We start from the raw sequence: 13,284 nt of genomic DNA, 5'->3' as shown, positions 1-13,284 counted from the left end.
GCCATCCATGGCGCAACATCACGGGCGCCGGAACCACCGGCCCGGCCATCCCTGGCCGGGCGTTCGGCGCCACATGCGCCATGGCGCGCCGCGCGGACGCACCAGGCAAGGCCGCTGCCGTCCATGGCGTCGCATTGCCGGCTCCGGATAGACCGGCCCGGCCATCCATGGCCGGGCGTTCGGCCATGCGCGAACCGGTGGTTCGCAAGCGCATGGCCTCACCCAATCGCATTGGTGAGGTCGTAGAGGGGGACGAGGACGGAGATGATCACCAGGCCGACCACCGAGGCCAGGACCAGGGTGATCGCCGGCACCATCGCCGCCAGCAGGCGGTCGATGGCCTGGGCGGTCTCCTGCTCGAAGGTATCGGCGGTCTTCAGCAGCATGATGTCGAGCGCGCCCGATTCCTCGCCGACCTGGATCATCTGCAGCGCCAGGCGCGGGAAGCGCTTGCCCTTGGACAGCGACGCCGACAGCCCGTGGCCGTTCTTGACGTCGTCGGCGGCGGCGCCGACATCCGCCGTCAGCGCCAGGTTCGACAGCACGTTGCGGGAGATGCCAAGCGCCGCCAGCAGCGGCACGCCGTTGCGCAGCAGGGTGCCGAGGGTGCGGGTCAGGCGCGCCGTCTCCAGTCGCGAAATCAGCACGCCGACGAAGCGCTGGCGCAGCAGCCAGGCGTCGAAACTGGCGCGGAATGCGGGGTCGCGGCGCTTGCGGTCCACCGCCAGGAGGGTCACCCCGGGCACCACCAGCAGCACGATCCACCAGTCGCGCACGAACAGGCCCACGCTCAGCACCGCCTGGGTGAACCACGGCAGCGCCACGTCCAGGCTCTCGTACATCTGCGCGAACTGCGGCACCACGTAGCCGAGCAGGAACAGCAGCGCGCAGCCGACCACGCTGACCAGGATCGCCGGGTAGATCAGCGCGTTGATCACCCGTCCGCGCAGTTCGCGGCTGCGCTCCAGGTACTCGGCCAGGCGCTGCAGGGTGTCGTGCAGGCTGCCGCCGGCCTCGCCGGCGCGCACCATGTTGATGTACAGGCGCGAGAACAGCCCGTGCTGGCGCTCCAGCGCGGTGGACAGCGGCGCGCCGCCGCGCACCGCGTCGCGGATGTCGCCGACGGTGCGCTTGGAACGTTCGTCCTCGGGCAGTTCGAGCAGGATCGACAGCGCGCGGTCCAGCGGCTGGCCGGCGCCGAGCAGGGTCGCCAGTTGCTGGGTGAACTGCACCAGCGCCGCGCCGTCGAACGGCTTGGGCCGGAACAGCCCGCGCAGCGAAGTGCCGCCGCCCTCGGCGGCGAGCCGGGCCTGCATCGGCATGTGCCCCTGCTCCTGCAGGCGCAGCGCCACTTCCGCCTCGCTGGCGGCTTCCATCTGCCCTTCCAGGACCTCGCCGTGCGAGTCCAGGGCCTTATAGCGATAGAGCGGCATCAGACGCGGGACCCGAGACCCGGGACCCGGGACCCGGAAAACAGCAATGCCGCATCGCGCGCGCGCCGACGCGACGCGCCGAACGAGCATGCGGGTGCGACGGACCTGCGCGGCAGCGACATCAGGTTTCCTCCGTCACGCGCAACACTTCCTCGATCGTGGTCTGGCCGCTGAGCGCCTTGGACAGGCCGTCCTCGTACATGGTGCGCATGCCGGCCTCGCGCGCCAGCTGCTCGATCTCGCCCATGCCGGCGTGACGCATCACCGCGCGCCGCAGCACGTCGTTCATCACCAGGAATTCCATGATCGTGGTGCGGCCGACGTAGCCGGTCGGCGCGATCGCCGAGGGCCGCGGGCGGTACAGGAAGATCTCGCCTTCCGGCTGCAGCCGGCGCAGTTCGAACTTCTCGATCTCCTCCGGCGAGGCCGCGTAGCGCTCGGCGTGGGTCGGCTCCAGCCGCCGCACCAGGCGCTGGGCGAGGATGCCGTTGATGGTGGAGGTCAGCAGGTAGTCCTCCACGCCCATGTCGAGCAGGCGGGTGATGCCGCCGGCGGCGTTGTTGGTGTGCAGGGTGGACAGCACCAGGTGGCCGGTCAGCGCGGACTGGATGGCGATGCGCGCCGTCTCCAGGTCGCGCATTTCGCCGATCATGATGATGTCCGGGTCCTGGCGCACGATGCTGCGCAGCGCATGCGAGAAATCCAGGCCGATCTGCGGCTTGGCCTGGATCTGGTTGATGCCCTCGATCTGGTATTCGACCGGGTCTTCGACGGTGATGATCTTGACGTCGGCGGTGTTGAGCTGGCTCAGCGCGGTGTACAGCGTGGTGGTCTTGCCCGAGCCGGTGGGGCCGGTGACCAGCAGGATGCCGTGCGGCTGCTCCAGCACCTTGCGGAACTGCGGCAGGAACGCGTCGGTGAAGCCGAGCCGGTGGAAGTCGAACACCACGGTTTCGCGGTCGAGCAGGCGCATCACCACACTCTCGCCGTGCGCAGTGGGCACGGTGCTCACGCGCAGGTCCAGTTCCTTGCCCTGCACCCGCAGCATGATGCGGCCGTCCTGCGGCAGGCGGCGCTCGGCGATGTTGAGCTTGGCCATGATCTTGACGCGGCTGATCACCGCCGCGGTCAGATTGGCCGGCGGGCTCTCGCCGTCGATCAGCACGCCGTCGACGCGGTAGCGCACCTTCAGCCGGCTCTCGAACGGTTCGATGTGGATGTCCGAGGCGCGCAGTTCCACCGCACGCTGGATCACCAGGTTGACCAGACGGATCACCGGCGCTTCGGAGGCCAGGTCGCGCAGGTGTTCGATGTCGTCGGCGGCGACGCTGTCGCCGTCGGCGGTTTCCACGATCGCGCCCATCGCGCTGCGGCCCTGGCCGAACCAGCGCTCGATCAGGTCGTCGATCTCCGAGCGCAGGCCGACCCGCGGCAGCACCTGCAGGCCGGTGGCCAGGCGCACCGCGTCGGCGGCATAGGCGTCGTGCGGATCGGCCATCCACAGTTCCAGCACGCCGTCGCGCTCGCCCAGCGGGCACACATGGAACTGCTTGAGGAAGCGCAGCGACAGCGGCTGCGCCTCGGGCAGGCTCTCCGGCGCGGTGGCCGGCAATTGCTTGGCATCGAGCAGCGGCAGGCCCAGGACCTCGGCGCTGAGTTCGGCGTGGTCGCGCTCGGAGACCAGGCCCAGGCGCGCCAGCAGCGCCAGCAGGCTGCCGCCGGATTCGCGCTGCAACTGCCGCGCGCGCGCCAGGTCGCCGTCCTTGAGCCGGCCCTTGGCCAGCAACGCCGCGATGATGCGGGTTTCGGGCGTCTCCACGGCGACGACAGTGTCCTTCACGAGCGCATTCACGCGATCCCTCCCAGATGACCGTGCGACTTTAGCAGTTCGGCATGACCCGACGCCGAATCCGACCCGCTCCCCTGCCGCTGTCTACCGGGCGGCCAGGAAGCGGGTGCAGGCAGGCCCGTCGCGGTCATCGGCCTGACATCCTGGCAGGACATGCTGATAAATTGCGTAGCGCACCATGGCGACCGCGGAGCAGGCCGCACGGCGCTGCCCCCCAGACGCAGGAAACCCGGCCGCAGCCGGGTTTCCTGGAACCGCATGGCGCTTCCCTGCGCCGCGTGCGCTTACTGGCGCGCGACCAGGCTCACGCCGTTGTAGGCGCTCTCGCCGACCAGCTTGATGTAGTAGGTGCCGGCCTGCGGCGCAGTGAAGCGCACCGTCTCGTTGTTGCCCGGACGGGTCGACTTGGCGTCGGCGTTGCCGGTACCCGGCTCCTTGCCGAAGCTGACATACAGCGACACGTTGCCGCTGCCGCCGTAGGTGAGGAAGCTCAGCACCGCACCGGCCTTGGCCTCGAAGCTGTACAGCACCTCGTTGCCCGCGGCACCGGCGAGGCCCGCCACCGCCACCTTGTTGGTCAGCGCGGTCGCCGGCGGCGCGCACTGCTCGGTGGCCGGATCGCACGGTTCTTCCAGCGCCTTGGCCAGGGCGGCCTTGGCGTCGACGATGCCGGTGCCGATCGGGGTGCTGGACGGGATCGACACCGGGAACGGACGCGCGGTCTGCTTGAGCAGGGTCTCCAGCGCCGCCGGGGTCAGCGGTGCCTTGCCCGCGGCGATCAGCGCGCTCTGCACCAGCGCACCGACCGCGGCCACGTGCGGCGAGGCCATCGAGGTGCCGCCCAGGCCCATGTAGGTGTAGCTGCCGGAGGTGGGCGTGGTCGCACCGTTGTACCCGTTCTGCCAGATGTAGCCGCCCGGGTTGCCGTCGACGCTGCCGCCGCCGCCCGGACCGGACAGGTCCACCTTGGCGCCGTAGTTGGAGTAGTAGGTGATGCCGCCGGTGATGCGGGTGGCGCCGACCGCGATCACGTTGTCGCAGCTGGCCGGGCTGAAGTTGGCGGCATTGGCGGTGCTGTTGCCGGCGGCCACCACCACGGTGGTACCGCGCGACACCGCACCGTTGATCGCCTCCTGGGTGGCGCTGTCGCAAGCGCCGCCGCCGCCCAGGCTCATGTTGATGACCTCGGCCGGGTTCTGGTTGGCCGGCACGCCGGACACGGTGCCGCCGGAGGCCCAGATGATGGCGTCGGCGATGTCGGAGGTGTAGCCGCCGCACTTGCCGAGCACGCGCACCGGCAGCACGGTGGCGTTGGGCGCCACGCCGGCCATGCCGATGCCGTTGTTGGTGGCTTCGGCGACGGTGCCGGCGACGTGGCTGCCGTGCCAGGAGCTGTCCTCGGCCACCGAGCCGGCGTAGCACTCGTTGTCGTTCTCCACCCAGTCGCCGTAGTCCAGCGCGCCCGGCACGCGGGCGTCGGTCGGACGCCGCGAGGTCGCCGCGTCGGAGATGAAGTCGTAGCCCTGCAGCAGGTTCACCGCCACGTCCGGGTGGTTCGGCAGGATGCCGGTATCGAGCACCGCGACCACCACGCCGTCGCCCTTGGACACATCCCACGCGGCCGGCAGGTTGATGCCACCGGTGGCGTTGCTGTAGTGCCACTGGTACTGCGCGTACAGCGGATCGTTGGGCACCAGCTGCGGCTGCACCTGCGAGGCGGCCCGCAGCACATCGACCGGGCGCAGCTTGGCGTCGACCTGCGCGTACTTCACCGTCGGGTCGGCGGCGATCTCCGCCACCACCTTGTCCAGGTCGGCCTTGCTCAGCTTGCCGGTCAGGCGGATCAGGTCCGCGCCGATGCCCAGGGTGCGCACGTACTCGGCGCGCACGCTGGCCGCGGCCGCGCGCGAGATGCCGTTGCCGCCGCCGAGGCTGGCGCGGCCCACCGCCGACTGCACGGTCGACAGCTTGGCGCTGCGGTCGCTGGCCGCGGCGGTGCCGGCGTTGTAGCGCACCAGGATGCGGTTGGAGGTCACCGCATCGGCCGGCGCGGACGTGCCCGGTTCCTTGACCGGCAGCGGCGCCGAAGCGCTGGCCGCGATCGCGCTCGAGGCTCCCAGTGACATCGCCAGCATGGCGGCGGCGATGGCATTGATACGAAGGTTTTGCTTGTCGATCACGTTGACGTCCTCTTCAAAGTTTCGTGGATCAGGCGACAGTTGCGGCCGTAAAACTCCCTCTACCGAATCCGTTGGCCGGCCCAGCCAAGGTCCTGTGGTCTGCCCCCTCAGGCCATTGCGTGGCGGACGGCGGCACGCGCCGCCGTCCGCGATGGATCACCAGCCGAAACCGGCACCGATGCCGATGGAGCTGTCGTCGCTGCTGAACGCACCGCCGATGGTCACGGTGGCGCGATCACTGAAGGCACGCTGGTAGCCCACCGACAGCGCCGACTCGCCGTTCTGGAAGCCGATGCCGGCGCCGACCCGGTTCTGGGTGCGGATGCCGGCGGCGCTGGTGGCCATGTTGAGCATGGCCGCGCTCATCGCGCCCTGGCGGTCGATGCGGCGGTCCTGGTCGCGCAACCGCGCATCGACGTCGCCGCGCAGCACCTCGAAGCTGTCGGCCATGGTGCCGAAGCGCGCATCGGTGTACGACTTGGCGGTAGCCACGCCGTTGTCGAGCTGGCTCTTGTTGACCGCATCGGTAGCCTGGGTGCCGGCGGCGACGTTGGCGAGCTGGCGCTCGTTGCCGGCGCTGCCGATCGAGACCGTCTGCGCACGATCGGCCACCGAACCCTGCCCCAACGCGACCGCACCCTGCGCCGTGGCGCTGGCGCCCTGGCCGAGGGCGGTGCCCGAAGCCGCGCTGACGCTGGCGCCCTCGCCCATCGCCACCGCATTGGTCGCCACCGCCGCGATATGGCTGTTGGCGCCCACCGCGGTGCTGCCGTCGGCGTTGACCTTGGCATTGCTGCCGATCGCGGTGTCGTTGGGACCATGCGCGTAGGCGCTGCCGCCGATGGCGGTGCCGGTGACGTCGTTGGCGCGCGCGGCGGTCCCCACCGCCGTGGCACTGGAGGCCACCGCCACGTTTTCGCCGACCTGCGCGGTGCCGATGCTTCCGGACACCGGCGTCGCCGCTGCTGCAGTGGCAGCCGTCGCTGCCGACGCCGCAGGCGCAGCCTCGGCCTGCACGGCCACCGCACTGGTACCGACCATGCGTGCGCTGCGTGCCGCGGTGGCGCTGCCGCCGCTGCGCGCATCCAGTTCGCTGACCTTGCCATCCAGCGCTGCCAGCGCCGCGCCGACGTTGTTGTAGCTGGCACCCTGGATCACGTAGGTCGGCGCCACGAACAGGCCTTGCGCACCGAGCCCGGCACCGCCGCCCAGGAACGTGGCCATGTTGCTCAGCGACTGGTACAGCTGCCCGCCGTTGATCGCCTCCGTGCTGCCGGCGGCAAGGCTGCCGGCGGTCAGGTTGACGATGCGCCGGGTGGCCGGGCCGCCGCGGCCGTTGCCGCTGCCCAGCGACACGGTGTCGGCCTCGTACACGCGCGAGCCGGCGCCGAGCGCGACTGCGTTGTCCGCCGAGACGCCGGCATTGGCGCCGAGCGCGACGCCGTTGCTGCCGCTGTTGCGGACGAAGCTGTTGTAGCCCATCGCCACGCCGTTCTCGCCGATCGCATTGGTCTGCAAGCCGATCGCGGTGCTGCGCGCACCGGTCGCCGAGCTGCCGGCACCGTTGGCGGTGGCACCGGCGCCGGCGGCGACGCTGCCCACGCCCAGCGCGGAACTGCGCAGGCCGCTGGCGATAGCGCCGGCACCGGCCGCGGTGCTGTCCACGCCACTGGCGCTGGCCACCGCGGTGCCGGAACTCTGGAAGCGCGCACTGGTGTCGCCGGCGGCGGTGGCCACCGCGTCCAGCTGCGCCTTGTTCACCGCATCGTTGGCGTTGACCGCGGCACCGACATTGGTGATGCGGCGCGTCGCCGGTGCGCTGACCCCGTTGCCGCCACCCACCGACACCACGTTGGCTTCGCTGGTGCGCGCGCCCGAGCCCAGGGCGACGCTGCCGGCGCCGCTGGCCGACGCGTTGATGCCAAGCGCCGTGGCATTGGTGCCGCCGAAGGCGAAGGCGTTCTGGCCGATCGCGGTGCCGCCTTGCGCCGTGGCCCAGGCGAACTGGCCGACCGAGGTGGTCTGCGCCGCCGTGGCCCAGGCCGAGGCACCGAGCGCGGTCGCATCTTCGCCGGTGGCGCGGGCGCTATTGCCCAGCGCCGACGCATAGGCACCGGACGCGGTGCTGCCCCACCCCAGTGCCGAGGCGTAGTTGCCTGCCGCCGCCGCACCGTAGCCGAACGCGCTGGTGCGGGTGCCGCTGGCGGCGCTGAAGGCACCGACCGCGGTGCCGTAGTCGCTGCTGGCGGCAGCCTTGTAGCCATCGGCGGTGGCCTGCAGTCCGCTGGCGATGGCACCGGCGCCGCTGGCGCTGCTGAACGTGCCGCTGGCCTGCGCCCCCGCGCCCAGCGCGGTGGCGCCGGCGGCGCTGGCGGTGGTGGTGCCGTCGAGCAGCACGTTGCCGGACGCATCGGTGTAGTACAGCGAGCCGCCGATCGCGGTGCTGGATTCGCCGGTGGCCGTGGCGTTGTAGCCGGACGCGGTGGCGTAGCGGGCACCGGCCAGCGCACCGCTGCCGAACGCCGAGGCGCCGGTGCCGTAGGCATTGCTGGCCTCGCCGGCGGCGGTGGCGTAATTGCCTTCCACGTAGCTGCCGACATCGTCGGCCGGATCGCTGCCGCCGCTGGCCTTGAACTGCTTGCCGGTGGCATCCGCGGACTGCTTCACCGCGTCGAGCTGGGCGACGTTCACCGCATCGGTGGCCTCGGTACCGGCGGCGACGCTGGTGATCTGCCGCTCCTTGCCGGCGCTGCCAACGGAGACGGTGTTGTCGCGCGCCGCCTCGGAGTTCGCACCCAGGGCCACGCTGTTGACACCGGACGCGTACGCGCCGTAGCCGAACGCGCTGGCGCTGTCGGCGCTGGCGTAGCTGAGGCTGCCGAGCGCACTGCTGAAGTCCGCGGTGGCGCCGGCGCCGGCGCCGAACGCCGCGCTGTTGGCGCCCGAGGCCTCGGCCGGGATCAGACCGAAGAACGAGGTGCCGCCGACCGCCACGCTCTCCTCGCCGGAGGCCACGCTGTACTCGCCCACGGCCACGCTGCCGCTGCCGGAGGCGGTGGAGGACACGCCGACCGCGGTGCCGTAGCTGCCGGACGCCAGCGCGCCATAGCCCAGTGCCGAGGACAGGTAGCCGGTGGCCTCGCTGTAGCCGCCCAGCGCGGTGCCGCCGGTGCCCGAGGCGGTGCTGCGGAAGCCGGTCGCCGTGGCCTGGTTGTCCGAGGCCACCGCTTCGTTGCCGGTGGCAGTGGCGTAGGTGCCGCTGGCCTGCGCACCGGCACCGGTGGCGGTGGCGCCGATCTCACTCGCCTGGGCGTTGCTGCCGATGGCGATGCTGTTCTCGCCCGACGCCTGGCTGGTGTTGCCCAGCGCAACCGCGTCGACGCCGCTGGACACGGCGTTGAAGCCGATCGCGGTCGCCCCGGCGGCCACGGCATTGGCGCCGCCGCCGAGCGCGGTGGCACCGTCGCCGGTGGCGTTGGCCGCCTCGCCGGCGGCCAGCGCGTTGTCGCCGTCGACCAGCGCACCGGCATCGCTGTCGGCGCTGCCGCTGGCCTGGAAGTACTTGCTGGTCGTCGCCGCCGCCTGCTTCACCGCATCCAGCTGCGCGACGTTGACCGCGTCGGTGGCTTCGGTGCCAGCGGCGACGTTGGTGATCTGCCGTTCCTGCCCGGCACTGCCCACCGACACGCTGTAGGCGCGGTCGGCAACCGCCCCGGCACCCAGCGCCACCGCATTGGCGGCGGTGGCCTCGCTGCCGGCGCCGAGGCTGATCGCGCTTTCCGCATCGGCCACGGTGTTGGTGCCGATGGCGATGGTGTTGACCTGATTGCCCAGCGCCTGGAAGCCCATCGCCACGCTGTAGTTGCCGTAACCGAAGGCGCCGCGGCCGACCGCGGTGGCGCTCAGACCCGGCGCCCAGCTGTTGAAGCCGATCGAGGTGGCGCCGCTGCCGCTGGCCCATGCACCGGTACCGAACGCCGAGGCATTGGCGCCGGTGGCCCAGGCCGAGGCACCGAACGCCGACGCGCCGTCGGCAGTGGCCCAGGCGTAGGCGCCGACCGCACTGGCGTCCTCGCCGCTGGCCCAGGCGTTGTCGCCCTGCGCCAGGCTGTAGTTGCCGGTCGCGCGCGCCTTGTAGCCGCCGGCGGTACTGTGGTCGCCGGTGGCCTGCGCACCGTAGCCGGTGGCGGTGGCGACGCTGCCGGTGGCCTGCGCGCCCGCACCGAGTGCGGTGGCGTTCTCGCCCGCATTGGCGCCGACCAGCACCGGCTTGCCGTCGGCATCGACGATCGGCTGGTTGTACTGGTCGTAGGCCTGGCCGCGGCCGCCGATCGCGGTGCCGCCGGTGCCACTGGCGCTGCTGCCGTTGCCCAGCGCCACCGCGTCGTCGCCCATCGCTGCCGCGCCGCTACCGAACGCCGCCGCGCCGCTGCCGTAGGCATTGGCCGCATCGCCGGCGGCCAGCGCGCCCTCGCCGTCGGCATAGGCGCCGACCGCGCCGCCGCCGTGCGCGAAGAACTTGGAGGTGTCTTCGGCGGTGGCGCGCACCGCATCCAGCTGCGCAAGGTTGACCGCATCGGTGGACTGCGTGCCCGCGGCGACGTTGACGACCTGCCGCTCGCTGCCGGCATCACCGACCGAGACCGTATTGGCCCGGCGCGCCACCGCGTTGGCGCCCAGCGCCACGCTGTCGGCGGCCAGCGCGGTGCTGTAGTAGCCGACCGCGGTGCTGTTGGCGCCGCTGGCCCAGGACTGCGCGCCCAGCGCGCTGGCGAAGGCGCCCGGCGCATAGGCGAAGTAGCCCAGCGCGGTGCTCTGCAGGCCCGAGGCTTCGGTCATGCTGCCGTTGGCGGTGGCGTAGTTGCCCGAAGCGATGGCACCGGCGCCGAACGCGGCCGCATTGGTGCCGCTGGCCTGGGTCTGCACGAACAGGCCCAGACCCGGGATCAGGTCGGCCGGACCGCCGACCGCGACGCTGCTGGTGCCGGTGGCCGCGCTCTGCGTGCCGACCGCCGTGGCGTAATCGCCGGTGGCATTGGCCACTGCGCCGAAGGCCGCCGCCTGCGCACCGCCGGCGTAGGCGCCCACGCCCACCGCCGAAGCGGCGAAACCGCTGGCGTCGGCGCTGGCGCCAAGCGCGGTGCCGCCGACCCCGGCGCTGGTGGCGCCGGTGTCCACCGCCACCCCGCTCTTGGTGATCAGCGGCTCGCCGTTGGCGTCCACCGCCACGCCTCCGACCGCCACCGCCGCCGGCCCGGTGGCCTGCGCATTGGTGCCGAAGGCGGCGCTGTTCTGCCCGGCCGCGACCGCGCCGCTGCCCACTGCGGTCGCCCCGTTGTTGAGCGCATCGGCGCCGGCGCCGAGCGCGGTGCTGCCGTTGCCGATGGCATTGGCGGCCTCGCCAGCGGCCAGCGCGTCGTCGCCTTCGACGTAGGCGCCGGCATCGCTGCTGGCACTGCCGCTGGCCTGGAAGTACTTGCCGGTGGTGGCCGCGGCCTGCTTCACCGCGTCCAGTTGCGCCACGTTGACCGCATCGGTGCCCTCGGTGCCGGCGGCGACGTTGGCGATCTGCCGCTCCTTGCCGGCAGTGCCGACCGAGACGGTATTGGCGCGATCGGCGACCGTGCCCTGGCCAAGCGCGACGCTGCCGCTGGCGGCGGCCTTGGCGCCGTAGCCCAGCGCGGTGGAATCGTCGGCCTGCGCCCAGGACGCGGCGCCGAACGCGGCGCTGGAGGCGCCGTCGGCCGAACTCAGCCAGCCGACCGAGGTGGAGAACGCGCCGTTGGCCCAGGCACCGGCGCCGAATGCGCTGCCGCCCTCGCCCTGCGCCTCGGTGGTGAACAGGCCGAGCACGCTGCCACCGACAGCGGTACTGGACGCGCCGCTGGCCAGGCTCGAATAGCCCAGCGCCACGGCGTTGCCGCCGCTGGCGTTGGCGCCGTAGCCGACCGCGGAAGCGAAGTCGCCACCGGCCTGGCTGAAGCCACCGTTGGCGGTCGCGGCCAGCCCGGTGGCCGCGGCGGAAAAGCCGGTGGCGGTGCTCTGCAGGCCGTCGGCGCGCGCCGCCGTGCCCAGTGCGGTGGAGAACGCACCATTGGCCTGCGCGCCAGCGCCGAACGCGCTGGCGCCCTGCTCGGCCGCGGTGGTGGTGCCTTCCAGCTGCACCTGGCCGTTCTCGTCGACGATCGACAGCGCACCGCCGACCGCGGTCGCCGAGGCGCCGACGGCGGTGGCGTTGCTGCCGACCGCGGTGGCATTGCCGCCCAGGGTGGTGGCGCCGCTGCCGAGCGCGCTGGCGCCGTTGCCGATGGCGTTGGCGCCTTCGCCGGCGGCGATCGCATTGGCGCCCTCGACGTAGGCGCCAGCATCGCTGGCGTCGCTGCCGCTGGACTGGAAGTACTTGGCGGTGGTGTCGGCGGTCTGCTTGACCGCGTCCAGCTGCGCCACGTTGACCGCGTCGGTGGCCTCGGTGCCGGCGGCCACGTGGGTGATCTGGCGTTCGTTGCCGGCCTTGCCGACCGAGACGCTGTCGTCGCGGTCGGCCACCGCATCGGCGCCCAGCGCCACGCTGTTGCGGCCTTGCGCGACCGCGCTGTTGCCCAGCGCGGTGCTGTTGAAGCCGCTGGCGCTGGAGAAGCCGCCGACCGCGGTGGCGTACTCGCCCGTCGCGTCGGCCGCCACGCCGACCGCGGCGCTGGCGGCGCCGGAGGCGATGCTCTCGGCGCCGAGCGCGGTCGCGCCATCGCCGCTGGCGGTGCTGTAGTAGCCGAGCGCGCTGGCCTCCACGCCGCTGGCTTCGCTGAGCGTGCCGCTGGCCACGCTGCCGTCGCCGCTGGCATTGCTGGCCGCGCCGGTCGCGGTGCTCTGCGCGCCGCTGGCGTTGCTCTCTGCACCGACCGCGGTGGCGTAGTCGCCGCTGGCGCTGGCGTTGTCGCCGATCTGCAGGGCCTGCGCCTGGGCGCTGGTGGGAAGGGCGCCCGCGCCCAGCGCCAGGGCGATCGCGCCGGCCAGGGCCAGGCCGTGTGCGCGTGCGGCGCGGCGGTCGCGGACGACGGCGCCGCGCGCATCGCCGCTGGCCAGTTCCGATGCCACGACCCACATCCCCAGTGCGTTGTTCCAGACCTTGCGATAAATCCGATTCATCGACGACTGCTCCTCAATTCGGCTGGTTTTGGTCAAAAAGCCACCCTCGCCCGGCGTTCCGGCCGGCCGACCCCCTGTCGGTTTTTTGGTGCCGCACGTCCCTTACCGGGACGCGAGAGGCTCACGCCTGTCGCTGCTCGGAGCTGTAGATGAACCGAGGTGGAATGCGGAACTGACTCGAGTGTTAACTCGGCTTCGGAATTACGTCAAGTTTTTGACTTGATGAGACACAGGTCGTGACAAAAGCCGCGAATTCAGCCTGGTTTCGTTAATTTTTCGACAAATATCAATGAAAACAATCAGGTCACGTCAATTTTTCGGCACGCACCTTGCCATTCTTGACATGCCGCCTTTCCGGCGATTTCTTTTTCTGTCAAGGACTTGACGCAAAAAGGTGGTAAGTGCGCCCTCGGACCGCCGACGCATGCCGAAGGCCGCACCAGACGGACGCGGATGGAGTCGATTGCGCGAAATGCGGCCCCCGAGAGCGCGCGAGGGGGACCTGGACGCATGGCCGTGATTCGGTCCCAGCTCGGGAGCCGCGGATCGTTCGGCAGGACGGTGTTGGTTTGCGCACGGCGCAGGCATGCAGGGGCGTCGCCACGGCGATCAGCCGAGAGAGATGGTCAGACGCGCAACGCTTTTGCAGGAGCGGCCTCAGCCGCGACCAGACCCCCTC

General features: G+C 71.7%; 4 protein-coding genes. All 4 read right to left on the bottom strand.

What is annotated here, in order from left to right; translation table 11 throughout:
• Nucleotides 1-218 precede the first annotated feature (218 nt).
• The 4 genes from xpsF to FHR66_RS01270 all read right to left on the bottom strand — a co-directional run bounded on the left by xpsF (nt 219) and on the right by FHR66_RS01270 (nt 12,605).
• Complete coding sequence (gene xpsF, locus FHR66_RS01285; protein WP_160970274.1) at nt 219-1,433, bottom strand: type II secretion system protein XpsF; 1,215 nt, start codon at nt 1,431-1,433, stop codon at nt 219-221.
• Between the two features lie 121 nt (nt 1,434-1,554).
• Complete coding sequence (gspE, locus tag FHR66_RS01280) at nt 1,555-3,285, bottom strand: type II secretion system ATPase GspE (RefSeq protein ID WP_160970272.1); 1,731 nt, start codon at nt 3,283-3,285, stop codon at nt 1,555-1,557.
• A gap of 281 nt (nt 3,286-3,566) precedes the next feature.
• The gene (locus FHR66_RS01275) at nt 3,567-5,462 is read right to left on the bottom strand and encodes a S8 family peptidase (protein ID WP_160970270.1); all 1,896 of its coding nucleotides are present in this window, start codon (nt 5,460-5,462) and stop codon (nt 3,567-3,569) included.
• A gap of 156 nt (nt 5,463-5,618) precedes the next feature.
• Nucleotides 5,619-12,605: an ESPR-type extended signal peptide-containing protein gene (locus FHR66_RS01270; protein WP_167087278.1), complete on the bottom strand. Its 6,987-nt coding sequence runs from the start codon at nt 12,603-12,605 to the stop codon at nt 5,619-5,621.
• Between the last annotated feature and the right edge of the window lie 679 nt (nt 12,606-13,284).

This window comes from Xanthomonas sp. F4 (assembly GCF_011761895.1).
Note: the sequence above shows the minus strand (reverse complement) of the source record. Positions and strands in the feature narration are given on the sequence as shown.

Bases quoted from the DNA above. Each gene is read 5' to 3' on its own strand.
- xpsF (WP_160970274.1), bottom strand. From the start codon at position 1,433: ATGCCGCTCTATCGCTATAAGGCCCTGGACTCGCACGGCGAGGTCCTG.
- FHR66_RS01270 (WP_167087278.1), bottom strand. From the start codon at position 12,605: ATGAATCGGATTTATCGCAAGGTCTGGAACAACGCACTGGGGATGTGG.